This is a genomic window from Marinospirillum insulare DSM 21763, from assembly GCF_000686905.1.
Lineage (GTDB): Bacteria > Pseudomonadota > Gammaproteobacteria > Pseudomonadales > Halomonadaceae > Marinospirillum > Marinospirillum insulare.
In genome coordinates this window covers 154,231-177,432 of the sequence record NZ_KK366037.1, presented here as the reverse complement: position 1 = coordinate 177,432, position 23,202 = coordinate 154,231, and the positions used below count along the sequence as shown (strand labels likewise).

Here is a 23,202-nt window from a genome sequence, read left to right as displayed (position 1 = left end):
AAGGCTTAGACAGCTTTGCTTTCTAAGAGTTTTAGTTTCTATACGGATATAATTATGTTGCTTGCATTACTTCGTACTGGTTTTATTACTTTATTAACAGCAGCACTACTTTCTACACTGGCTGTTGCACAAACGGTTAGTTTAAAGGCTGATGCGCCGAAACGCTATGAAGTTCAGCGTGGCGATTCGCTTTGGACGATTGCATCTGAGTTTTTAGACGATCCTTGGATGTGGCCACAATTGTGGCAGGCTAACCCTCAAGTTGCTAATCCCCACCTACTTTACCCTGGCGATGTTATTGAGCTATTAGATGGCCGAGCGGGTATTCGCTTACAGCCTAGGTTAAGAATTTTAACCCTGCAAAAGCCAATTCCTTTTATGCCTTTAGATAAAGTCAGTATTTTTCTAAACCGAGATGTCATGATTGATCGCCCTGAGTTTGAAGATGCGCTTTATACAGTACATATTACTGGTGATCGTACCCTAGCTTCTAAGGGTGATAAGGTTGAGGTTCTAGGAGACTTAACTGAAGGGGTTACTCGTTACGGTATTTATCGTGAGCTAGATGCTATTCGTGACCCTTTAACACGAAAGCATTTGGGCTTTCGTGCCCGAGCTTTGGGTAGTGCGCGACTGGTCAATAAAGAAGGTCGCCTGCCTCAGCTAGAAATAACAGACAGCTTTGAAGAAATAAAGGTGGGTGATCGCTTATTGCCTTTTATAGACAATCCTTTTGGTGAAGGTTTTCAGCCAAGCGTACCCGACCTACCCTTACATGGCACTTTGCTGCAAGGCTTAGCAGGCCAAAAACTTATATCTCGTTATCAAGCGGTTATGTTAAATGTAGGAGAAGACCAAGTTCAGCCAGGTGCCTTGCTTGAAATTATAGCGCCAGGTCGCCGCTTACGTAACCACAATACAGGTGAAGTGGTGTTTGCTGCAGAAAATCGTAAAGGTACGGTCATGGTCTACCGAGTATTTGAAAATACCAGTTTTGCCTTAGTAATGAATTCTAAAGAGCCCATGCAATCGGGTGATATTTTCCGTCGTGCGGAGATGAACTAGTCTGGTAGGGAGGAGTTATGCCATTGCACAAGGAGAGTGAACAGCTTACACAAGAGCTGGCACTCTGGCTTATTCCCGGACACAATCAAAGAAGACTGGTTAAATACTACTTAGCCACTGCTGCTTCTCCAGACTTATCCAAGGTGACAGCAGTTGAGTTATTAGAGGTATTAGCTAAAAGCCCAGCTTTTAAAGACAAAACTCGCCAGCTTGCACGTTTAGCCTTACACAATCCTTGGCAGCTCCCCTTTGCTAACCTTATTAAAGCTCACCTGGTTTGGGCAGAAGAAGATAACCATTGGCTTCTTTCTTTAGCTGCCCTGCCCAGCTTGCTGCAAGAACTGGTTGACCCTCCTTTGCTATTAACTCTAGTAGGGCAGCCAGAGCAGTTAGAAGCACCCTCACTTGCCGTCGTTGGTAGTAGAAAATTAAGCCCCGAAGGTGAACATCATGCCGTGAACTGGTCACATCAACTTACTTGGCAAGGTTTAAATATAGTCAGTGGACTGGCCAGAGGAGTTGATGGTTTTGCTCACCAAGGTGCTTTACGAGCTATTAGCGAAGGTGCCTCTGGTTCTACTTGTGCAGTTTTAGCTCACGGGCTAGACAGTATTTATCCACCTGAGCATAAAATGATGGCTGCTAATATAAGTGAGGCAGGCGCATTAATTAGCGAATACCCTTTAGGAACACGACCTTTACCCCGTTATTTTCCTGCAAGAAATCGAATTGTTACTGGTTTGTCTTTAGGTGTTTTAGTCGTTGAAGCAACTCAGCGTAGTGGTTCTTTAGTCAGTGCTCGCCATGCTATGGAGCAGGGGCGTGAGGTAATGGCTATACCTGGCTCAGTTAGGCGGCGACAAAGCGAAGGCTGCCACCAGCTTATTCGACAAGGCGCTGCATTAGTTACCTGTCCAGAAGAAGTATTAATTGAAATAAGCACCCCGCTGAAAACCTTTTTGCCCACAGAAACCAACCAAGAAGTTAACCCAGAAGTACCAGAGCATTTGCAGCCCCTCTATTGTTTAATGCATGATGCGCCCCAATCTGTAGATGAGTTGCTAGGCAAATTAGGACTAGATGCTGAAGAAGGTTTAGTGCTTCTGCAGGAGCTAGAGCTTGAAGGGCTTATAGTGCAACAACCAGGTGGCTGGTGTAGAAGCGCCTAAGTTAATTGTCTTTTTATTTTGTTGAGTGAGAAAATGCCCAAAGAAACCTCAGTTACTTTCAATAGCTCATTAGAGCAAATTGATTCCAAAGCAGTGCAAGAAGCTGCTGCACTACTGAGACAGGGAGGTGTGTTAGCCTACCCAACCGAAGCAGTATGGGGGTTGGGTTGTGATCCTTTTAATAGCCGTGCTTTGCAGCGCTTACTACTGTTGAAAGAGCGAGATCCAAGTAAAGGGGTTATTCTTATTGCAGCTAGTATCGACCAATTTAAGCCTTGGCTAACCGATATAACCTCAGCAGAGCAAAAGGTTTTAGATAGCAGCTGGCCTGGGCCACAAACCTGGTTAGTTAAAGATAATGGTTATACCCCTGAGTTAATTCGTGGCAAGCACACCCGAGTAGCACTTAGAGTCAGCAACCACCCTTGTGTAGTTGCACTGTGTGAAGCCTTTGATAGTCCAATAGTTTCTACCTCAGCCAATACAGCAGGACACCCACCTTTGCTTAGTTATGAAGAAATAGAGCAACAGTTTGGTGGTGATGTGGATATGATTTTAAAAGGCAGTTTAGGTGGTTTAGATCGCCCCACAAGAATAACCGACTTAGCTACAGGCGAAGTGCTGCGCACTTAAAGATTCAATCTAGGAGAATACCTTGTCACAAGTAGACATAACAGCCGTTAAAAAATACTTATTAAATTTACAAGATTCTATTTGTAGCCAGTTAGAAGCCTTAGATGGTCACAGCTTTGTAGAAGATGAATGGGAGCGTGCAGGTGGTGGCGGTGGGCGAACCCGTGTCATGCAAGAAGGCAAGCTAATAGAAAAAGGTGGTGTGAATTTCTCGCATGTGTTTGGTAACCAATTACCGCCTTCAGCCACAGCAGCAAGACCAGAGCTAGCTGGTCGTAGTTTTCAAGCCATGGGTGTGTCTTTAGTTATTCATCCACGTAACCCCTATGTACCAACTTCCCATGCTAATGTGCGTTTTTTTGTAGCAGAAAAGCCAGGTGAAGAGCCAGTTTGGTGGTTTGGTGGTGGCTATGATTTAACACCCTACTATGGTTTTGAAGAAGATGTCATTGAGTGGCATCAGGTGGCTAAAGATGCCTGTGAACCCTTTGGTCCGCAAGTTTATCCACAGTATAAAAAATGGTGCGATGAATACTTCTACCTAAAGCATCGTGATGAAGCGCGGGGCGTAGGTGGGTTGTTTTTTGATGATTTAAACGAGGCAGGCTTTGAGCAAAGCTTTGCCTTTATGCGCTCAGTGGGTGATAGCTATATGCAAGCTTATGCACCTCTGGTAGAGCGTCGTAAAGACATGCCCTATGGTGAACGAGAGCGAGAGTTTCAAGCTTATCGCCGTGGGCGTTATGTAGAGTTTAACTTGGTTTGGGATAGAGGTACTTTGTTCGGCTTACAAAGTGGTGGACGCACAGAATCCATACTTATGTCTTTACCGCCACAAGTACGCTGGGGTTATGACTGGAAACCAGAAGCCGGCTCAGTGGAAGAAAAGTTTTGTACTGACTTTTTGAAGCCTAAAGACTGGTTAGCGAGCAAAAGCTAGGTGGATAAACTTGATGCAGTAGTCATAGGTGCAGGAGTGGTTGGCCTTGCTGTAGCTAGAGCCTTGGCTTTAGCAGGGCGTGAAGTGCTGGTATTAGAGAAAAACTCCCGCTTTGGTGAAGAAACCAGCGCCCGTAACTCAGAAGTGATTCATGCGGGGTTTTATTACCCCCAGAACTCTTTAAAAGCTCAAACCTGTGTGCGGGGCAATCAGCTTTTATATGACTATGCCAAGCAGCATCAAATAGCGCATCAAGCTTGCGGTAAATTAATTGTTGCTAGTTCAACAGAGCAGCTAGCAGCTTTAAAAAAACTACAGCAGCAAGCCTTAGATAATCATTGCCAACCCCTGCAGTGGCTAGATGAAAGCCAAGTAAAAGCCTTAGAGCCTGAACTCCAAGCTAAAGCTGCCTTGTTTTCGCCAGCGACAGGCATTATTGATAGTCACGGTTTAATGCAGGCTTTGCTAACAGATTTAGAAGCCGCTGGTGGGCAGTTGGTAACGGCTAATCAAGTAACTGGGGGCTGCTTAACCTCTAACAAAAAAAACTTAGAGATTGATGGCTACTCTTTAACCGCTAATTTAATTGTTAATGCTGCAGGGCTTCATGCACCTGCTTTAGCGAGCAAGCTTCACCCTCCTGCTAGTTGGATTCCAAAACCCTATTTTGCCCGTGGTCAGTATTTTTCTTTAACAGGCAAGCAGCCTTTTAAGCATTTAATTTATCCACTGCCAGAAAAAGCCGGATTAGGTATTCACCTAACCTTAGACTTACAAGGCAGAGCACGTTTTGGCCCTGATGTAGAATGGTTAGCAACAGACAATGCAGAAGAGCTAGATTACGGGGCAGACCCATCGCGTCTAGATGCTTTTGCAGAAGCCGTCAGTCGTTACTGGCCTAAACTAGACAAATCTAAGTTAACCGCTGACTACACAGGTATTCGCCCCAAAATAGCGCCACCCACCAGTGATGCAGCCGACTTTTATTTGGCGGGTGAAGAACACCATGCTTGCCCAGGTGTCATGCATTTATTTGGAATTGAGTCGCCCGGTTTAACAGCTGCCTTAGCTTTGGCCGAGGTGGTTGTAGAACGTCTATTAAAAACAGGAAACTAAAAAATGCTGGATCAATACGCTGTTTTTGGTAACCCTATAGCACACAGTAAATCACCCCAAATTCATACTTGGTTTGCGCAGCAAACAAATCAACAATTAGAATATAGCGCAATTTTAGCGCCAGAAGATGACTTTGAAGCCAGTGCTAAAAGCTTTTTTGCTAGCGGTGGTTTAGGTGCTAATGTCACCGTGCCTTTTAAGTTAGATGCCCTAGTGTTTGCTGATACACTTTCGCCCCGTGCTCGCCGAGCTGGCGCGGTTAATACCCTACAAAAAGGCAAAAACAACCAAATTTATGGTGATAATACCGATGGTGTAGGCTTGGTTAGAGATTTAACTAATAACCTAGGTTTTAGCCTTGCTGACAAAAAAGTTTTATTGGTGGGTGCCGGTGGTGCTGCCCGTGGGGTAATAGAACCTTTATTAAATGCTGGCGTAGCTCAGTTAAAAATTGCTAATCGAACGCCTGAGAAAGCTCAACAGCTAGTCAAAATATTCCATGGTTTACAGCCTGAGACGCAACTCACCTCGGGTAACTGGGCATCATTAGAAGCTAACCAGTTTGATCTAATCATCAATGCTACTTCATCTAGCTTGGCGGGTGATTTGCCGCCCTTGCCAGATCATTTGTTTACCCAGCAATCACTTGCCTACGACCTAATGTATAGCCAGCAAGCGACTCCTTTTATGCTTTGGGCTAAGCAGCAGGGAGCAACACAGGTTGCCGATGGCTTAGGTATGCTGGTTGAGCAGGCCGCAGAAGCTTTCTTTTTATGGCGACAGGTTAGACCCAAAACCAAGCTAGTATTAGAGCGATTACGACCTAAGCAGGACTAAGTAATAGGAAAGCAAAAGCCATGCAAAGAATTCTAAAGCGCTATAGTGCATTACGACCTTATTCAAAAGGGGAGGGAGTTGATTCTGCCAACCTCAAGCTAACCCAGCTAGAAGTAAGCGCTTTAGAAAACAAACTAGAAAGTGACCGTGGACGAATTATTAACTCAGCAGCGGTTAGACGCTTACAGCAAAAGACCCAAGTTTTCCCCTTAGAGCGTAACGCAGCGGTTAGAAGTCGCTTAACCCATTCGTTAGAAGTTCAGCAAGCAGGCCGCTTTATAACCCGTACGGTTTTTCAATTATTGCGTAAACAGCAGCAAGCAGACCAAGAAGTTTTAGATTTAGAGCGTGCAACAGAAACCCTAGTAGAAATGGCCTGTCTAATGCACGATATAGGCAACCCGCCCTTTGGCCATTTTGGCGAAGAAATTATCTCCCGCTGGTTTGCAGAAAAACTACCTAAGCTTGAAGTTTTTAAGCAGTCTTTGCCCGATGCAGCACAAAGCCAATTACGTGAAGAACTACTTTTAGAGCTACAGCAATTTGAAGGTAATGCCCAAGCCATTCGTCTGCTGTTTAGCCTGCAAAAACTTAATCTCACCTATTTACAATCTGCTTGCGTACTTAAATATACTCGCTGTGCCACCCAGCCCAAGCCTGAAGCGAGCCATCCTTTAAGCTATTTGCAGAAAAAGCCAGGCTTTTATTTTTCAGAGAAAAAGTTTATCGAAGACCTTTGGCAGCAGTTAGATTTACAGCCAGGGCATAGGTTTGCGCTTAGCTATTTAATGGAAGCCGCCGATGATATTTCTTATTGCCTAGCCGATATAGAAGACAGTGTTGATAAAGACATACTTACCTATACTGAGTTGGCTAGACTATTAAAAGAAGAGTTTGCCCAGCAGTACCCACAAAGCCCCGAGGGTGCGCACTTTAAAGGCAAGTCATTTAATCAGCTAGTTGATGAAGCCTTAGATGCTGCTAAGCAAGAAAACTACAATAAAGACCATGCATTCTTTGTAAAACTTAGGGTTAAGCTTATTCATCCCTTGGTTGAACATGCCGCCCAAGCATTTGTAGATCAGCTGGCTCAAGTAGCAGAAGGCAGCTTAAACAAAGCTTTGCTAGAAGATGATTCACCTTGCCATGCGTTAATTAGCACACTAAAAAAAGTGGCGTTCAAGCATGTTTTTAATGTTAGTGAAGTAACCACCCTAATGCTGCAAGGCCACCGTATTATTACTGGCTTATTAGACTTTTATTTACCTTTACTGCAACTACCCAAAGAAGACTTTAGTCTTTTAGCTAAGGGTAGGCGTGTTCCAGGTAAGCAGTTGCTGTTTGAAGTTTTATTGGTTGATCGTATGCCCAGAAAGCATTTAAAAGCTTATCAGCTGCTGTGTGCTTCGGCGGCAGACTTGGGTGCTGGTGAGTTAGATGCAGCAACTTGGGAGCTTTATTGCCGTTGTCGTTTATTGCAAGACATGATTAGCGGCATGACAGATCAATACGCTTTAGATGAATATCAAATCTTGGCAGCGACGCATTAACTTAATTACGTATCAAACAGTTGTTTGACTTTATATTAACCTTTGCCTAATCTCAGTTTACTAAAACCTGCAAGGCTTACTTAAAATGACAAAAAATATCGCAGAACAACATGAAGAACCCTGTGTAAAACTCTCGCTTCACGACGGCATTGCCCGAGTAGTGCTTAATCGTCCTGCCCAGCTAAATAGCTTAAATATCGATCTAATTACTTCTTTGCTAGAAGTGCTTAATACCCTTAATTCTAGCCGTGATTTACGTGTGGTTATTCTTTCTGGTAGCCAGCAAAACTTTTGTAGTGGCTTAGATGTAGCGGGTGTAATGGCTGATCCTAAAAATATTCAGTGGCTGCTCAGTAGTTGCGATGGCTATCCACACAATAAAGTTCAGCACCTGGCATTAGGCTGGCGCTCCTTGCAAGTGCCAGTTATCGCGGCAATAGAAGGTTATTGCTATGGCGGTGGGTTACAAATTGCGATGGGTGCAGATATGCGTATTGCTCACCCAGATGCACGCCTGTCAGTAATGGAAGGCCGCTGGGGTATCATTCCTGATATGGGCATTAGCGTCACAGCCAGAGGCTGCGTTAAAGAAGATGTGTTGCTACGCATGACGGTTACCGCTGAAGTGGTGAAGGGTGAAGCGGCACTCGGTTCGGGCATGGTGACCGAAGTTGCGGATAATCCACTAGAGCGTGCAGAAGAACTGGCCGCACTTATTTGCAAGCGCTCACCCGATATGGTGGAAGCAGCAAAACGCTTATTACGTGATTCTTATACGCAAACCGATGATGAGCGTCTAGCTTTTGAAGAAAAGCTGCAAAGGCGTTTGTTAGGTTCACCTAACCAAATGGAAGCTGTTATGGCCAACATTGAAAAGCGTGATCCTGTTTTCACTAGTGAATAGTCTGCATGGCTAATTCAGCCCATCAGCCCCCAGCATTTCAACTAAGACCTTATCAGCAAGAAGCAGTAGAGCGAGTGCTGGAATGGTTTCGGGCTAGCAGTGATCCGGCAGTTTTATGTTTGCCCACCGGAGCAGGCAAAAGCCTGGTGATTGCTGAGCTAGCAAGCTTGGCAAGAGGCCGAGTGCTGGTACTGGCTCACGTTAGCGAATTGGTCGAGCAAAACCAAGCTAAATACGCTAGTTATGGTTTAGAGGCCGATATTTTTAGTGCGGGTTTAGGCTCTAAACAAGCAGCTAGCCAAGTCGTGTTTGGTTCAGTGCAATCGGTGGTACGCAATCTTGAGCAGTTCAACGATGCTGCTTTTACCCTGTTGGTGATTGATGAATGCCACCGAGTCAGCTTAGATAAAAAGACCTCTTATCAGCTAGTGATTCAACACCTTTTAAAGCTTAACCCTAATTTAAAAATTCTTGGCTTAACTGCTACGCCTTTTCGTTTAGGACAAGGCTTTATTTATCATCGTCACCTACAACAGCAAGCGGTAAGGGGTGAAGAAGAGAGTTTTTTTAAAGCCTGTATTTATGAATTACCCTTACGTTGGATGGTTAAAAATAACTTTTTAGTTAAGCCAGAACGCTTGGATATGGCAGTTTTGGCTTATGACTTTTCTAGCCTAGTGCCTGCTAATACAGGTTATTTTCCAGAAGCTGAATTAGATAAGGTGGTAAAAGATAATCGTGTTACGCCTAGCATTGTTGCAGATATTCAACAGCGAGCAGCCCAGCGCCAAGGGGTGATGGTTTTTTGTGCTAGCGTGCGCCATGCCGAAGAGGTTGCTGGGTTATTGCCCAGTGAGCAAACCGCTTTAATAACGGGCGCTTTAGCCACTAAAGAACGCCAACAAATCATTCAAGCCTTTAAAGCCCAGCAAATTAAATACCTAGTGAATGTGTCGGTTTTAACCACCGGCTTTGATGCACCGCATGTCGATTTAATCGCTATTTTACGACCCACTGAATCAGTTAGCTTGTACCAGCAAATTATTGGTCGAGGTTTACGTCTTTCGCCAGCCACAGATAAAACCGACTGCTTAGTTTTAGATTATGCCGGTAACCCTTGGGATATTTGGGCACCCGAAGTGAACACTCCACGCCCCAACGCTAATACAGAATTAGTGCAGGTGCTTTGCCCTGGCTGCGGCTTTGCCAATAGCTTTTGGGGTGTAAAAACAGCTGAAGGCGAAGTGTTAGAACACTTTGGTAGGCGTTGCCAAGGTTGGTTGGAAGCAGCAGGTGAAGCAACTGATAATAAAGGCCAGCAGTGCGATTTTCGCTTTCGTTTTCGAGTGTGTGATGCCTGTGGTGGTGAAGCCGATATAGCCGCCAGGGTTTGCCCGCATTGCGATGCAACGCTTGTGGATGCCGATAAAAAACTCAAAGAAGCCTTACAGCTAAAAGATGCCAAGGTATTAAGAGTTAGCGGCATGACGTTAGAGGTTGCCTTAAATGGTAAAGGCTTAGAGCGCTTAAAAGTAACCTACTATGATGAAGATGCTAGCGAATTAAGCGATTGGTATGCACTAGAAACGCCAGCGCAACGTAAAGCTTTTGAGTTGGCTTTTTTACGCGAACACTTAAAAGCCCCGGGCTGTGGTTGGCTACCTAAAAATGCTGAAGAAGCAGCCGTTGGCGCAGAGCACTTACGCTACCCAGACTTTGTGATTGCCCGTAAAATAAATAAAAAATACTGGCGCATTCAGCAGCGTTTATTTGATTACCAAGGCAGCTACCGTAAAGCTGTAGCAGCGGGTTAAACCTGCTAAACTTTCAATCATACTTCAGCAGTCTTTCAGTCATTGAATTCTTAAACTGGGTTTTCACCAGTCAGCAAGAGGCATAAACATGATAGTAGTCACCGGCGGTGCAGGTTTTATTGGTAGCAATATCGTTAAACAATTAAATGAACGAGGCCGCACGGATATTCTTGTGGTTGATGATTTAACCGACGGCACCAAGTTTGTAAACCTTGTCGACCTAACGCTTGCTGACTATATGGACAAAGATGAATTTCGTCAGCGGGTTCTTGCTGGTGATGAGTTTGAAGACTTAGGCGGTATTGAGGTTATTTTCCATGAAGGTGCTTGTTCGGCAACCACTGAGTGGGATGGTAAGTACATGATGGACAATAACTATCAGTATTCCAAAGACCTGCTGCACTATTGTTTAGATTTAAAAATCCCCTTTATTTATGCTTCCTCTGCGGCCACTTATGGCGGTCGTAACGATAACTTTATTGAAGAGCCCCAGTACGAACAGCCGTTAAATGTGTATGGCTATTCTAAGCAATTGTTTGACCAGTATGTACGCCAGTTATTGCCAACTCTTAAATCACAAGTGGTCGGCTTAAAATACTTTAATGTGTATGGTCCGCGTGAACAGCATAAAGGCGGTATGTCGAGCGTGGCTTTTCACCTAAATACCCAGCTAAATAATGGCGAAAACCCTAAGCTGTTTGAAGGTAGTGATGGCTTCCCCAATGGTGGTCAAAAACGTGACTTTATTTACGTTGAAGATGTTTGCAAGGTGAACCTGTGGTTTTGGGAAAACCCCCAAGCCAGTGGTATTTTTAACTGTGGCACCGGCCGTGCTGAACCTTTTCAAGCCGTGGCTGAAGCGGTGATTAAACACCATCAACAGGGTGAAATTGTTTACATTCCCTTCCCAGAACAACTTAAAGGCCGTTACCAAAGCTTTACCCAAGCTGATTTAACCAAGTTACGCGAAGCGGGCTATCCGCACGAGTTTAAAACCGTAGCCGAAGGTGTCGGTGAATATATGGCCTGGTTGAATCGTTAGACGTTAGTGTCTTAGCTGGGTAGAGTGATTTCTCCACCAAAAATGTAAACCGGCTCCTTATTTGATTAAGGTCAAAGGTATCTAAGCGTTACTAGTTAGTTTCTAATTTTTAACCAGTTATACTCCTAGTCGACCCTAGTGAATTTATTGATAAGTCATTGATAAATTTAAACTAATAGAACGATAGCTAAAGCCAATGGGTCGAAGTAAAGGCATAAATCATGAGGAGAGAACTCCATGAGAATAACGACTAACTTTCGAAAAATAAGCAGTGTTCTAGGAGTAGCAGGACTGGTAGCTTTAAGTGGCAACCTATTAGCTGATGATGGTTTTCATAGTAAATATGCAAATCGCTTTGAGCCACTACCAGCTATTTCACCCATTCCTGCAAACAATAGCTTAACGGAAGCTAAAGTTGAGCTAGGTAAAATGCTGTTTTTTGAACCACGTATTTCTGCCAGTGGTGTTATTAGCTGTGCTACCTGTCATAACCCAGCCTTAGGATGGACCGACCGTATTCCACGTGCAACGGGTCATGCTGCTCAAGTAGGTGAACGCAATACACCCACTGTACTTAACTCAGGCTTCTTTACTGCACAGTTTTGGGATGGTCGAGCAGCAGACTTAGAAGAGCAAGCGTTAGGGCCGATAGAAGCCGATATAGAAATGAATATGTCGCTTGACGATGCTATAAAACGGCTAAAAGGCTTTGATGCTTATAAAGAAGCTTTTGCTCGTGCTTATGGTGGTAATGGAGAAAAGCAAATTACCCCTAATAATGTTGCTCATGCAATGGCTAGTTTTCAACGTACCTTGAATACCCCTAACTCGCCTTTTGACCGTTATTTGCGAGGTGACTTAGAAGCATTAACTGATCAACAAAAGCGCGGCATGGCTTTGTTTTCTGATAGTGGTTGTGGCGCTTGTCACACTGGCCCTGCTTTAACTGATAGTTATTTTCACGTTATTAAAGTGCCAGGGTCAACAGACTTAGGTCGCTACCTAGTGACTAACAATGAAGCTGATAAGCATGCGTTTAAAACCCCTACCCTGCGTAATGTAGCGGTTACCTACCCCTACTTCAATAATGGTGGTACAGCAACCTTAGAAGAAGCTGTTCAAGTGATGGGTAGAGAAATGTTAGGTCGTGAATACAAGAAAAAACAGGTCGATGATATCGTAGCCTTCTTGCATTCTTTAACTGGCGAAATGCCACACATAGAAATACCAGCACTGCCTTAGTTTTACACTAGAGAGAAAGAGGTCGAATCGGCCTCTTTTTTTTAGCTAAAACTCTAGTAGAGCCACTAATTAGCTAGGAATAACTATGGTTTTCCTTGATAATCTTGCTTCTTCGTTTTTAAGAGATAGGTTACATGAAACGGCAAGCAGTGTATTTGCGAAAGCAGCTAGAAAAAATAAGAAAGAATAAGCTTTTTGAACTGACAGTTATTAGCATTATTATTATTTCTGCTTTGCTTATTGGAGCAAAAACCTATGAGGAAGCTAGCCGATTTGACCGAGTTATTTACTGGCTAGACTGGGGTGTTACTGCATTCTTCCTGGTTGAAATTATTATTCGGTTACTATCAGAAAGAAGGTTTATCAACTTCTTTAAAAAAGGCTGGAATATTTTTGACTTCATCATAGTCACCGCCAGCCTTATTCCCATGGACTACTCAGAGATGGTGCTTTTAGCCCGCTTATTAAGGGTATTTAGGGTGCTGCGTTTAGTGTCGATGGTGCCAGAGTTAAGAATTCTTTTATCTGCCTTGGTTAAGTCTTTGCCACGCATGGGTTATGTTGCACTGTTGATGTTTATTATTTTTTATATCTACGGCGCAATAGGCAGCTTTTTATTCCATGAGGTGAACGAAAAGCTTTGGGGCAATATATCCCTAGCCATGCTAACGCTCTTTCAGGTAGCTACCTTTGAAAGCTGGGCAACCGCAGTGCTTTATCCAACCATGGAGCACTTCCCTTATAGTTGGATTTATTTTTTAACCTTTATCTTTCTGAATGCCTTTGTTTTTTTGAATATGATGATAGGTATTGTTCTAGATGTAATGCAAAAAGAAAGTGCCTTGTATGAAATTGAAACAGGCGAAGGCGAAGCTGCAGAAATTCACTGGATGCGTGAGAATATGGAAACTTTACGCGAACAGATGGATCGAATAGAAGCTAAGCTAGATAAATAAAACAAATAAGGCGGAGGTGGTGTGATGTCTGCAATACTAACTAACCTAACCCGTCAAATGCAGGGTTATAAGCCCCAGTTACTTACAGCCAGTATGCCAGAGGCAGCGGTGCTTCTAGCGGTGACTAAAGGTAAAAATCCAGAGGTTATCTTAACTAGGCGCTCGCAACACCTTAACAGCCACCCGGGGCAGGTAGCTTTCCCTGGCGGTAAGCGTGACAGGCAAGACCCTAACCTTTATGCCACTGCCTTGCGCGAAGCAGAAGAAGAAATTGGGCTTAATCCACAAAAAGTACAGCATTTAGGCCGTTTAAGTGATGTGATTTCATTACACGGTATGAAGGTAACACCCTACGTTGCGCTGGTACCTGAGCAATTAGAATTTAAGCTTTGTGAAGAAGAGTTAGATGCTATTTTTACTGTGCCCATAGAATGGTTATTGGAAGACCCACGCAGCCATACTGATGTTATTCAACTCACTGATACTAGCAAGCTTTATGTGCCCAGCTACTCTTTTTCTGAATTTACTATTTGGGGTTTGTCATCAATGATGTTAGTTGAGTTTTTACGCGTTGGCTTTAATATGCCTATCGATATTTATCAGCAACCTAAGGGCAAGCTATTGCATCGACCTTTACGCCCCTTACCAGTTAATTAAAGATAAAGAATTTCTAAAGCACTAACATAAAAAGAGTTCACATGACTAAAACAAGAGTTTTAACGGGTATTACTACAACAGGTACACCCCATTTAGGTAACTATGTAGGCGCTATACGCCCAGCAATAGAAGCCAGCCGCGACCCCCAAGTAGAGTCTTACTATTTTTTAGCTGACTTCCACTCGCTAATCAAATGCCATGAGCCAGACCGCATTGCAGAGTCTCGCCGCGAAATTGCATCCACTTGGCTGGCGCTAGGTTTAGATACCGACAATGCTGTTTTTTATCGCCAAAGTGATATTCCAGAAATTCCAGAGCTCACCTGGCTGTTAACCTGTGTGGCGGCCAAAGGTTTAATGAATCGTGCTCATGCTTATAAAGCTTCAGTGCAAGAAAATTTAGATGCAGGTAATAAAGATACTGATGCAGGCATTAATATGGGTTTGTATAGCTACCCTATTTTAATGGCAGCCGATATTTTAATGTTTAATGCCAAAAAAGTACCCGTAGGACGAGATCAAACTCAGCATATAGAAATGGCTAGAGATATAGGCCAACGTTTTAACCATATTTTTGGTGAAGAGTTTTTTGTTATGCCAGAAGCGGTGGTGGATGAAAGAGTGAGTGTTTTAGCTGGTCTAGATGGCCGTAAAATGAGTAAAAGCTATAACAACACCATTCCTTTGTTTGAGCCTGAAAAGAAGTTCAAGAAACTTATAAACAAAATTAAAACTAACTCCTTAGAGCCAGGCGAACCAAAAGAAACTGAAGACTGTACACTCTTTCAAATATACAGTGCCTTCTCTACTGACTCAGATGTTGCCAAGATGCGCGAGCGTTATGCGGCGGGTATAGGTTGGGGTGAAATGAAGGGTGAGCTGTTTGAGTTACTGAATGAACAGCTTAAAGGTCCACGAGAAGAGTATCAGCGTTTGCTTGCAGACCCTGCTTACGTTGAAGGAGTGCTACAAAAAGGTGCAGAAAAAGCACGCGCTCTAGCAACACCAACCTTAGATCGTTTAAGGGCAGCTGTAGGTCTAGGGCGCTTTATCTAACTTGCACAAAAAAACCTGCTTTAAAAGCAGGTTTATAAATAGCTTTTAGCAAAGTGGCTGGGTTAGTGTTTATTGCGGAGAAGTTTCTTACGCTTCTTGCTAGTATCTTCCCAGCCTCTAACGGCTTTAATTAGGTTTTCCTTTACTTCCAAGGTTTCAAAGCGATAGTTACCAAAAACTACGCAGGCATTACCATCAGGGATAGATTCTAAATACTCCAAGATGACACCGTTTAGTGTTTTAGGGCCCTGTGTAGACAACTCCCAGCCCAGTTGTTTATTAATTTCACGAATATTGGCGCTGGCATCAATTAACCAAGAGCCATCTTGCTGTAGTTGAATATCATCTTGGTGGTGAAGGGTGTCAGTAGTAAACTCACCAACAATTTCTTCTAGTATATCCTCTAGTGTTACCAAGCCTTGTACGTCACCATACTCATCAACCACCATGCCTATACGGCGCTTTTCTTTTTGAAAGTTAAGTAATTGAGTTTGTAGGGGAGTGGATTCAGGAATGAAGTAGGGCTCGCGGCTTTCCTGAATAAGCATACCTTTAGTGGGATTATCTGCAGCAATAAGCCTAAGTGCGCCACGCAAGTGAAGTATGCCAATCACATCATTAATATCACCCTTATAAACAGGGATGCGGGTATGTTGTGCTAGGCGTAAAAGCTCAAGTATTTGTTCTATGTCTTGTTCTAGGTCTATTCCAGTTACTTCTTGGCGTGGAATCATAATGTCATCAACGGTGATTTTTTCTAAATCTAAAATTGATAACAGCATAGCTTGGTGGCGACTAGGAATTAGGTTGCCAGCCTCATTTACAACAGTGCGAAGTTCTTCGGATGTTAGGTTGTCTTGTTTATTTTGATCAGGGCGAGCACCAAGCAGCCTTAAGAAGAAGTTACCAATAATGTTAACTATCCACACAAGAGGATAAAGCAGTTTAAGCAGTGGGATAAGTGCGAAAGAGGCAGGTTTTGCGAATTTCTCAGGGTGCAAAGCAGCTAAAGTTTTTGGGGTAACTTCTGCAAAAATAAGCACCACAATAGTTAGAGCAAAGGTGGCTACAACTGGCCCAAGGCTTTCACCTAAATAGCTAATAGCTATTACTGTTGCGATAGCTGCGGCAAAGTTGTTAATGAAATTGTTGCCAATAAGAATAACGCCCAATAAACGGTCTGGGCGCTCTAAAAGTTTGGTGATTCTAATAGCTGCTTTATCGCCCTGTTTTGCTTTATGGCTAAGGCGATAGCGATTGATAGACATCATGCCCGTTTCTGAGCCTGAAAAAAAAGCAGAGCAAGCAATGAGCAGTACTAAGAGTCCAAGTAAAAAACCTAAGGGTAGTTCAGCGTCCAAACGGTTCAGACCTCACGCTAAGATAAATTGAAGTACAAACTTACTACCAAAGTAAGCCAAGAGTAACAATAAACTGCCGCCTAGAGTCCAGCGAACAGCCGTTAAGCCACGCCATCCAAAACGCCAGCGCCCTACTAATAATAAGCCAAAAGTGACCCAGGCTGCTAAAGACAGAAGGGTTTTATGCGCCATGCCAGTAGCAAACATATTATCTAAGAAAACAAAGCCACTTAAAATCCCTAGACTGAGTAATAGTTGCCCAGCAAGAAGCAGTTCAAAAAGTAAGCGCTCCATAGTTTGCAAGGGCGGTAAAACAGAAATAAGCCCACTCATTTGTCGTTGCTTTAGCTGATGGTTTTGTGCTGCTATTAAAAGTGCTTGAACACTGGCCAAAGCAAATAAGCTATAAGCTGAAAGTGAAGCAATGATATGGAAGAATAGACCGCTTCGGCCATCTATAGGAAAGCTCTGACTAATGCTAAACTGATTGACTAACAAAATGATGGCAGCCAAAGGAAAAAGTATTACAGCTAAATTCAGGGTAGAATGACGCAAGCTAGCTATTAAAATAAACGCACAAATTAACCAGTTAGCCAAGGAAGCTGCTTCTAATACGCCTAAGCTGAGATTGTTCGGTATGCCTAAGTGGCTAGAGAGAGCGATTCCATGAGCTAATAAGGCGCCCAAGCCTAGCAGGCGAACCAACACCAGCTTAGCGGGTGCTTTGCGCGCTAAATGCAGTAAAACCCAAGTGCCAGCTGCAATATAAAAGATAGCGGCAAGTAAGGTTGATGGCAGGGAAACGGTCATACTAGGGATGTGTAACTCCATAAATAAATATCTTACCATCCTAGCGGATTCCTTTAACTTTAGCATCCATTCCTAAAGCTTATTAGTCTATAATCCACACAAATGCTTAGTACTGAGGGCAAGACATGTTTGAAAATTTAAGTGATCGCCTGTCGCACACGTTACGCAGTATAACAGGTAACGCTAAACTGACAGAAGACAATATAAAAGAAACGCTAAGAGAAGTGCGTATGGCACTACTTGAAGCAGACGTTGCACTCCCTGTTGTTAAAGACTTTATTGATCAGGTTAGAGAGCGTGCAGTAGGACAAGAAGTTTCTAAAGCTTTAAAACCAGGTGAGCAATTTTTAAAGATTGTTAATGAAACGCTCACCGATATCATGGGTTCATCTCATGCAGGTTTAGAGTTAAAAGGCGAGCCAGCTACCATTCTAATGGCTGGTCTGCAAGGTGCGGGTAAAACCACCACCGTTGCAAAGTTAGCTCGTTTCTTACGAGAAAGAGAAAAGAAAAAAGTATTGGTTGTTTCGGTAGACGTTTACCGCCCTGCGGCAATGGAGCAATTAAAAACCCTAGCCAATGAGGTAGGTGTGGATTGTTTTCCTGCCACGCCCGATCAAAAGCCTGCCAGTATTATTGAGGCAGCACAGCGCGAAGCTAAAATTCAGTTCTACGATGTACTGCTAGTGGATACAGCAGGTCGCTTACACGTAGATGAAGCTTTGATGAGCGAAATAACGGCTATTCATACTCAGCTTAATCCATCTGAAACCTTGTTTGTTGTTGATGCCATGACAGGTCAAGATGCTGCCAACACCGCTAAAGCTTTTAATGAAGCTCTGCCGCTAACAGGTGTTGTGCTGACTAAAGCAGACGGTGATGCCCGTGGTGGTGCAGCCTTGTCAGTTAGGCAGATTACCGGCAAGCCCATTAAGTTTATGGGTATGGGTGAAAAAACCGATGCGCTAGAAGCCTTCCACCCAGATCGTATTGCTTCACGTATTCTAGGTATGGGTGACCTGCTTTCATTGATAGAAGAAGCAGAGCGAACCCTAGATAAAGACAAGGCCGCCAAATTAGCTAAAAAAGTTAAAAAAGGTAAAGGCTTTGATCTAGAAGATTTTCGCGAGCAATTGCAGCAGATGAAAAAAATGGGCGGTATGTCTAGCATGCTAGAAAAACTCCCGGGTATGGGTGGCATGGCTAAAATGGCTGAGCAGCAAGGGCCCATGAAAGAGTTTGGTAAAATGGAGGCACTCATTAACTCCATGACACCTTGGGAAAGACAAAAGCCAGAGTTGTTGAATGGTTCGCGTAAGCGCCGTATTTGCCAAGGTTCAGGCACTCAATTACAAGACTTGAATCGGTTGATTAAGCAGCACAAGCAAATGCAAAAAATGATGAAGAAGATGACCAACAAAGGTGCGGTTGCCAATATGATGCGCGGCATGCAAGGTCAGATGCCTCCAGGTATGGGTGGCATGGGTGGCGGCGGCTTTCCACCACGCTTTTAATTAAGCCTAATTTCTGGCTTGCGTTTGTCGATTAGCAGACTACAATAGCCCAACTCTTAAGGTCAGTGTTTAATAAATAGGTTAAATCTACGTCAAAGCTTCCCAAGGCTGAAGTAATCCATTAGAATACTTCGCCTTTCAGGTGGCTTGCCTTTTGAACAGATTCTTAAGTGCTGGGTTGGCTACCCGAATTAGGGTGACATCCTAGTCACAAATTTTATTACAGTGGCAGATATGACTTCTGCACTGTTTTCCGGATACTTTAAAGGAAAGACTCGTAATGGTAACCATTCGTTTAGCTCGTGGTGGCGCAAAGAAGCGTCCTTTTTATCACCTACACGTAACTGATTCACGCAATGCACGCGATGGCCGTTATATTGAGCGTCTAGGTTTTTTTAACCCTGTAGCTCAAGGTAACGCAGAGCGTTTACGCATCGATACAGATCGTCTTCAGCATTGGGTTGCACAAGGCGCACAGTTGTCTGAGCGTGTTGCAAGCCTAGTTAAAGAAGCCGCTAAGCAGCAGTAATAACTGCTTTAGCGCTAGTTGATATTTCGCACATGAGCGAGGTGCACATGAGCGGAACAAAAAATCAGCTGACAGCACAAGAAAATAAAGCTGAACTAATAGTGCTGGGTAAAATAACCAGTGTTTTTGGTATTAAAGGTTGGGTGAAAGTTTATTCTTACACTGACCCAATGGAAAACTTACTTAAATACTCCGAATGGCAGCTTAAGCATAACGGGCAAAGTAAGCGAGTACGTCAGCTAGATGGTCGTAAGCACGGTAAAGGACTCATTGCTAAGATAGAAGGTGTTAATACGCCAGAAGAAGCACGCCTATTATCAGGCGCAGAAATTCTTCTTAGCAAAGCTAAACTACCCGAGCTACCTGAGGGTGACTACTATTGGAATCAACTCATTGGTTTGCAGGTAGTTAATCTAGCAGGTCAGCTTTACGGTAAGGTTAGTAGCTTACTAGAAACAGGTGCCAACGATGTGCTAGTGGTTAAAGCCTGCTCAGGCAGCCTTGACCAACAGGAACGACTTATACCTTGGTTGTTACCTGAAGTAGTGCAAGAGGTAAACCTAGAAACTGCCCAAATTAAAGTGGATTGGGATGCAGACTTCTGAATTAGAAACACAGCCAGCTAATAAGTGGTTTGGTGTAGTTTCTTTATTTCCACAGATGTTCGATGCCATCACACAACAAGGCGTTATTTCTAGGGCAGTAAAGCAGGGTTTGCTTAACTTTGAGTTTTGGAACCCGCGAGATTTCACTACTGATAAGCATCACACGGTTGATGATCGGCCTTACGGCGGTGGTCCCGGAATGCTTATGAAAGTAGAACCTTTGCAAGCAGCTATTAAAGCAGCAAGAGCAGCAGCAGGCTCTAATGCTAAGGTGATTTACCTATCGCCTCAGGGCAGAAAGTTAGATCAAGCTGGTGTAGAAGAATTAGCAGCCTGCAACAAAAACTTGATTCTTGTTGCAGGTCGTTATGAAGGTATTGATGAGCGCCTTGTGGCCTCAGAGATCGATGAGGAATGGTCCATTGGTGACTATGTTCTCAGCGGCGGTGAACTAGCAGCTATGACATTGATTGATGCAGTGTCTCGCCTTGTTCCTGGAGTACTCGGGCATGAGGCATCAGCAGAAGAAGATTCTTTTGTTGATGGTTTGCTGGACTGCCCGCATTATACGCGGCCTGAAGAGATAAATGGTGTAAAGGTACCTGAGGTATTACTCAGTGGTAACCATGAAGCCATACGTCGTTGGCGTCTGAAGCAGGCGCTCGGTCGAACCTGGTTGCGGCGCCCCGATCTACTGAAAGGACGTCAGTTGAATCAGGAGCAGCAGGTATTATTGACAGAATTTATCCGTGAATACGAAGCCCCGCTTGCCAGGGTGCAAGTCGAGCGGCCTTAGTCCAGGAGTGAGCAGCAATGAGCAGCAGAAACCTTATTATTCAGGCTATTGAAGCCGAACAAATGAACAAAGAAGTTCCTAACTTTGCACCTGGTGACACAGTTGTTGTTCAGGTTAAAGTTAAAGAAGGCACACGTGAGCGTCTACAGGCTTATGAAGGTGTAGTGCTAGGTAAGCGTAACCGTGGCTTGAACTCAGCTTTCACCGTTCGTAAAATTTCTAGTGGTGTAGGTGTAGAACGTACTTTCCAAGTTTACAGCCCTTTAGTTGAATCTATTCAAGTGAAGCGCCGTGGTGATGTACGTCAGGCTAAAATCTACTACCTACGTGAGCGTTCAGGTAAGTCTGCACGTATCAAAGAAAAACTGGCTTAATTTATTGTTGCTTGTTGTTTATAGCAAAAATAAGCGAGTTAAAACGGGCGCCCTAGGGTGCCCGTTTTTGTATTTAAATAGAGTAGGATTAGCCATTTTAAATGCTGGCAGGCATACTGTTTTGCTAATATTTTATAGGGGATAAAAATGCTTAAGCAATGGTTTACTGGTTTATTGCTGCTAGTTTTTGCTGGCTCAGTTGCAGCTAGTGCTAAAGATGAGATGCAGGCACGCTTACAAAAGATTGACCCAAGAATTGAGGTTGTTAAAGTAAACCCTGCACCTGTAAAAGATTTCTACCAAGTGCAATTAAATTCTGGCGATTTACTCTATGTTCATAAGCAAGACAGTTATATTTTTGCAGGCAGCTTATTAGAAGTAACGGACGCTGGCTTAGTAGACTTAACAGAAAATGCCCGTTCAGCTATACGTACCGAAGTTATTCAATCAGTGGCAGCAGAAGACCAGGTTATTTTTTCCGCTAAGGGTGAAACTAAAGCAATAGTGCAAGTTTTTACCGACTCCACCTGCCCTTACTGCTCACGCCTACATGAGCAAGTGCCAGAATTAAATCAGCGGGGAGTTGAAGTGCGCTACTTGGCTTTTCCCCGTCAGGGACCGCAAGGTAACGGCTTTAATGATTTAGTGAATGTTTGGTGTGCAGACGATAAACAACAAGCCATGACTGATGCTAAAGCAGGTAAGACACTAGCGCAAAAACAGTGCGATAACCCTGTTGCAGAACAGTATGAATTAGGTCGCCAGCTAGGTGTTCAAGGCACACCGGCAATATTTTTGCCCAGTGGTAAAGTAATTCCTGGTTTTGTACCTGCTGATAGACTGATCAGTGAGCTAGGCCTGTAAACTAGGTTACAATTAAAAAATAGAGATACCTTTGAAACTAGGAGACTAATTTGAAACCTGTAAAAGTAGCTATATGTGGACTAGGTACCGTTGGTGGCGGCGTATTTAATGTTTTATTCCGCAATGCCAGCGAAATTTCCCGTAGAGCAGGTCGGCCGATTGTTATCGAACAGGTAGCTACCCGAACTCCTAACCCAGATTGCGAAACGTCCAGCGTTTATATGTCGCAAGATGTGTTTGATGTTATTGAAAATCCAGAAATCGACATAGTTGTAGAGCTGATAGGTGGTTACGACATAGCTTATGATTTAGTTATGAAAGCCATAGAAGCTGGCAAGCATGTAGTGACTGCTAACAAAGCCTTAATTGCCGTACACGGTAATGAAATTTTTCAAGCAGCTCGTGAAGCAGGCGTAGTAGTTGCTTTTGAAGCGGCTGTTGCTGGTGGCATACCCATTATTAAGTCCATTCGTGAAGGCTTAACTGCCAATAAAATTCAATGGGTGGCGGGTATTATTAATGGCACGGGTAACTACATACTTACCAGCATGCAAGAAGAAGGCAAAACCTTCGAAGAAGCCTTAGCTGAAGCACAAGAGCTAGGCTATGCAGAAGCCGACCCAACTTTCGATGTGGAAGGTATCGACGCAGCGCACAAGCTAACCATTCTTTCTGCTATTGCTTTTGGTGTACCACTCAGCTTCGAGAATGTTTATACCGAAGGTATTAGCCGCATTACTATTGATGATATTCAGCAAGCCGATTCACTAGGCTATGTTATTAAGCACCTAGGTATCACTCGCCGTACAGAAGAAGGTTTGGAGTTGCGTGTTCACCCTACGCTAATACCTAAAGAGCGTTTGCTAGCCAACGTAAATGGCGTTAAAAATGCAGTTATGGTGTCTGGTGATGCCGTAGGCCCAACACTTTATTACGGTGCAGGTGCTGGTGCAGAACCCACAGCTTCATCAGTTATAGCTGATTTAGTCGATGTGGCACGTGCTATGGGTGTAGATCAAGCCTCACGCGTACCCTACCTTGCTTTTGCAGACCAGTCTTATGATTTGCCTGTACTTCCTATGGAAGAAATAGAGACGGCTTATTACTTACGCTTGCTAGCGGTAGACCGTCCAGGCGTTCTAGCTCGCGTTGCTACTATTTTAAGTGAACAGGGTATAAGTATTGAAGCCATCGTACAAAGAGATTCAATCGAAGGTGAGCTAGTCCCCATTATTTTACTAACACACGTCACCAAAGAAGCAGCCATGAACGAGGTTATTCGCCAAATAGAATCTTTGGCAGATATTGCTGGCGGCGTAATGCGTATTCGTGTTGAAAGCTTAAACGATCAATAATTTATAGTGAGATA

At 43.7% G+C, this 23,202-nt stretch carries 23 protein-coding genes; 21 read left to right on the top strand and 2 right to left on the bottom strand.

What is annotated here, in order from left to right:
• Window positions 1-54 precede the first annotated feature (54 nt).
• The 14 genes from BP27_RS0114525 to BP27_RS0114460 all read left to right on the top strand — a co-directional run bounded on the left by BP27_RS0114525 (window position 55) and on the right by BP27_RS0114460 (window position 14,980).
• The gene (locus BP27_RS0114525; RefSeq protein ID WP_027852152.1) at window positions 55-1,065 is read left to right on the top strand and encodes a LysM peptidoglycan-binding domain-containing protein; all 1,011 of its coding nucleotides are present in this window, start codon (window positions 55-57) and stop codon (window positions 1,063-1,065) included.
• A 17-nt stretch (window positions 1,066-1,082) separates the two neighbouring features.
• Window positions 1,083-2,234 (top strand): DNA-processing protein DprA, encoded by a 1,152-nt coding sequence (dprA, locus tag BP27_RS16550; protein ID WP_051610610.1) that lies wholly within the window; start codon window positions 1,083-1,085, stop codon window positions 2,232-2,234.
• Between the two features lie 33 nt (window positions 2,235-2,267).
• A complete protein-coding gene (tsaC, locus tag BP27_RS0114515) occupies window positions 2,268-2,867 on the top strand; it encodes an L-threonylcarbamoyladenylate synthase type 1 TsaC (protein ID WP_051610609.1) in 600 nt (199 codons plus the stop codon).
• A gap of 22 nt (window positions 2,868-2,889) precedes the next feature.
• Window positions 2,890-3,807: an oxygen-dependent coproporphyrinogen oxidase gene (hemF, locus tag BP27_RS0114510; protein ID WP_027852150.1), complete on the top strand. Its 918-nt coding sequence runs from the start codon at window positions 2,890-2,892 to the stop codon at window positions 3,805-3,807.
• The gene (locus BP27_RS0114505) at window positions 3,808-4,923 is read left to right on the top strand and encodes an NAD(P)/FAD-dependent oxidoreductase (RefSeq protein ID WP_027852149.1); all 1,116 of its coding nucleotides are present in this window, start codon (window positions 3,808-3,810) and stop codon (window positions 4,921-4,923) included.
• Between the two features lie 3 nt (window positions 4,924-4,926).
• On the top strand, window positions 4,927-5,760 hold the full coding sequence (aroE, locus tag BP27_RS0114500) for a shikimate dehydrogenase (RefSeq protein ID WP_027852148.1): 834 nt from the start codon (window positions 4,927-4,929) through the stop codon (window positions 5,758-5,760).
• Window positions 5,761-5,780: 20 nt separating this feature from the next.
• The gene (gene dgt / locus BP27_RS0114495; protein WP_027852147.1) at window positions 5,781-7,310 is read left to right on the top strand and encodes a dGTPase; all 1,530 of its coding nucleotides are present in this window, start codon (window positions 5,781-5,783) and stop codon (window positions 7,308-7,310) included.
• A gap of 85 nt (window positions 7,311-7,395) precedes the next feature.
• Window positions 7,396-8,214 (top strand): crotonase/enoyl-CoA hydratase family protein, encoded by an 819-nt coding sequence (locus tag BP27_RS0114490; protein ID WP_036240549.1) that lies wholly within the window; start codon window positions 7,396-7,398, stop codon window positions 8,212-8,214.
• Window positions 8,215-8,219: 5 nt separating this feature from the next.
• Window positions 8,220-10,028: a DNA repair helicase RadD gene (gene radD / locus BP27_RS0114485; protein WP_027852145.1), complete on the top strand. Its 1,809-nt coding sequence runs from the start codon at window positions 8,220-8,222 to the stop codon at window positions 10,026-10,028.
• 88 nt (window positions 10,029-10,116) lie between these two features.
• Entirely contained in the window at window positions 10,117-11,070 is a 954-nt protein-coding gene (gene rfaD, locus BP27_RS0114480) for an ADP-glyceromanno-heptose 6-epimerase (protein WP_027852144.1), read from the top strand.
• Between the two features lie 237 nt (window positions 11,071-11,307).
• The gene (locus BP27_RS0114475; RefSeq protein WP_027852143.1) at window positions 11,308-12,312 is read left to right on the top strand and encodes a cytochrome-c peroxidase; all 1,005 of its coding nucleotides are present in this window, start codon (window positions 11,308-11,310) and stop codon (window positions 12,310-12,312) included.
• A gap of 134 nt (window positions 12,313-12,446) precedes the next feature.
• Window positions 12,447-13,268 (top strand): ion transporter, encoded by an 822-nt coding sequence (locus BP27_RS0114470; protein ID WP_027852142.1) that lies wholly within the window; start codon window positions 12,447-12,449, stop codon window positions 13,266-13,268.
• A gap of 24 nt (window positions 13,269-13,292) precedes the next feature.
• Window positions 13,293-13,925 (top strand): CoA pyrophosphatase, encoded by a 633-nt coding sequence (locus BP27_RS16545; RefSeq protein ID WP_150112084.1) that lies wholly within the window; start codon window positions 13,293-13,295, stop codon window positions 13,923-13,925.
• Window positions 13,926-13,966: 41 nt separating this feature from the next.
• The gene (locus BP27_RS0114460; protein WP_027852141.1) at window positions 13,967-14,980 is read left to right on the top strand and encodes a tryptophan--tRNA ligase; all 1,014 of its coding nucleotides are present in this window, start codon (window positions 13,967-13,969) and stop codon (window positions 14,978-14,980) included.
• Between the two features lie 62 nt (window positions 14,981-15,042).
• Here the strand turns inward: BP27_RS0114460 and BP27_RS16540 are convergent, their stop codons facing one another.
• Both BP27_RS16540 and BP27_RS0114450 read right to left on the bottom strand, forming a co-directional pair.
• Entirely contained in the window at window positions 15,043-16,341 is a 1,299-nt protein-coding gene (locus tag BP27_RS16540; RefSeq protein WP_036240547.1) for an HlyC/CorC family transporter, read from the bottom strand.
• Window positions 16,342-16,353: 12 nt separating this feature from the next.
• Window positions 16,354-17,151: a cytochrome C assembly family protein gene (locus BP27_RS0114450; protein ID WP_027852140.1), complete on the bottom strand. Its 798-nt coding sequence runs from the start codon at window positions 17,149-17,151 to the stop codon at window positions 16,354-16,356.
• A gap of 125 nt (window positions 17,152-17,276) precedes the next feature.
• On the opposite strand from BP27_RS0114450, the gene ffh reads away from it, so the two are divergent.
• From ffh to BP27_RS0114415, 7 genes are all read left to right on the top strand, one after another.
• Window positions 17,277-18,665 carry a signal recognition particle protein gene (ffh, locus tag BP27_RS0114445; protein ID WP_027852139.1) on the top strand — a complete coding sequence of 463 codons (1,389 nt, stop codon included), beginning with the start codon at window positions 17,277-17,279 and terminating at the stop codon, window positions 18,663-18,665.
• A gap of 280 nt (window positions 18,666-18,945) precedes the next feature.
• Window positions 18,946-19,194 (top strand): 30S ribosomal protein S16, encoded by a 249-nt coding sequence (gene rpsP / locus BP27_RS0114440; RefSeq protein ID WP_027852138.1) that lies wholly within the window; start codon window positions 18,946-18,948, stop codon window positions 19,192-19,194.
• 47 nt (window positions 19,195-19,241) lie between these two features.
• Window positions 19,242-19,799 (top strand): ribosome maturation factor RimM, encoded by a 558-nt coding sequence (gene rimM / locus BP27_RS0114435; RefSeq protein ID WP_051610608.1) that lies wholly within the window; start codon window positions 19,242-19,244, stop codon window positions 19,797-19,799.
• A complete protein-coding gene (gene trmD / locus BP27_RS0114430; protein WP_051610607.1) occupies window positions 19,786-20,595 on the top strand; it encodes a tRNA (guanosine(37)-N1)-methyltransferase TrmD in 810 nt (269 codons plus the stop codon). Before rimM ends, trmD begins: the two co-directional genes overlap by 14 nt.
• Before the next feature lie 17 nt (window positions 20,596-20,612).
• Window positions 20,613-20,969 (top strand): 50S ribosomal protein L19, encoded by a 357-nt coding sequence (gene rplS / locus BP27_RS0114425; protein ID WP_027852135.1) that lies wholly within the window; start codon window positions 20,613-20,615, stop codon window positions 20,967-20,969.
• 147 nt (window positions 20,970-21,116) lie between these two features.
• The gene (locus BP27_RS0114420) at window positions 21,117-21,833 is read left to right on the top strand and encodes a DsbC family protein (protein ID WP_027852134.1); all 717 of its coding nucleotides are present in this window, start codon (window positions 21,117-21,119) and stop codon (window positions 21,831-21,833) included.
• Between the two features lie 50 nt (window positions 21,834-21,883).
• Window positions 21,884-23,188, top strand: a complete 1,305-nt coding sequence (locus BP27_RS0114415) for a homoserine dehydrogenase (RefSeq protein WP_027852133.1) — start codon at window positions 21,884-21,886, stop codon at window positions 23,186-23,188.
• Window positions 23,189-23,202: the final 14 nt, after the last annotated feature.

Coding starts and splice junctions, on each gene's coding strand:
- BP27_RS0114525 (WP_027852152.1), top strand. CDS start 55: ATGTTGCTTGCATTACTTCGTACTGGTTTTATTACTTTATTAACAGCA.
- dprA (WP_051610610.1), top strand. CDS start 1,083: ATGCCATTGCACAAGGAGAGTGAACAGCTTACACAAGAGCTGGCACTC.
- tsaC (WP_051610609.1), top strand. CDS start 2,268: ATGCCCAAAGAAACCTCAGTTACTTTCAATAGCTCATTAGAGCAAATT.
- aroE (WP_027852148.1), top strand. CDS start 4,927: ATGCTGGATCAATACGCTGTTTTTGGTAACCCTATAGCACACAGTAAA.
- dgt (WP_027852147.1), top strand. CDS start 5,781: ATGCAAAGAATTCTAAAGCGCTATAGTGCATTACGACCTTATTCAAAA.
- BP27_RS0114490 (WP_036240549.1), top strand. CDS start 7,396: ATGACAAAAAATATCGCAGAACAACATGAAGAACCCTGTGTAAAACTC.
- radD (WP_027852145.1), top strand. CDS start 8,220: ATGGCTAATTCAGCCCATCAGCCCCCAGCATTTCAACTAAGACCTTAT.
- rfaD (WP_027852144.1), top strand. CDS start 10,117: ATGATAGTAGTCACCGGCGGTGCAGGTTTTATTGGTAGCAATATCGTT.
- BP27_RS0114475 (WP_027852143.1), top strand. CDS start 11,308: ATGAGAATAACGACTAACTTTCGAAAAATAAGCAGTGTTCTAGGAGTA.
- BP27_RS0114470 (WP_027852142.1), top strand. CDS start 12,447: ATGAAACGGCAAGCAGTGTATTTGCGAAAGCAGCTAGAAAAAATAAGA.
- BP27_RS16545 (WP_150112084.1), top strand. CDS start 13,293: ATGTCTGCAATACTAACTAACCTAACCCGTCAAATGCAGGGTTATAAG.
- BP27_RS0114460 (WP_027852141.1), top strand. CDS start 13,967: ATGACTAAAACAAGAGTTTTAACGGGTATTACTACAACAGGTACACCC.
- BP27_RS0114450 (WP_027852140.1), bottom strand. CDS start 17,151: ATGACCGTTTCCCTGCCATCAACCTTACTTGCCGCTATCTTTTATATT.
- ffh (WP_027852139.1), top strand. CDS start 17,277: ATGTTTGAAAATTTAAGTGATCGCCTGTCGCACACGTTACGCAGTATA.
- rpsP (WP_027852138.1), top strand. CDS start 18,946: ATGGTAACCATTCGTTTAGCTCGTGGTGGCGCAAAGAAGCGTCCTTTT.
- rimM (WP_051610608.1), top strand. CDS start 19,242: ATGAGCGGAACAAAAAATCAGCTGACAGCACAAGAAAATAAAGCTGAA.
- trmD (WP_051610607.1), top strand. CDS start 19,786: ATGCAGACTTCTGAATTAGAAACACAGCCAGCTAATAAGTGGTTTGGT.
- rplS (WP_027852135.1), top strand. CDS start 20,613: ATGAGCAGCAGAAACCTTATTATTCAGGCTATTGAAGCCGAACAAATG.
- BP27_RS0114420 (WP_027852134.1), top strand. CDS start 21,117: ATGCTTAAGCAATGGTTTACTGGTTTATTGCTGCTAGTTTTTGCTGGC.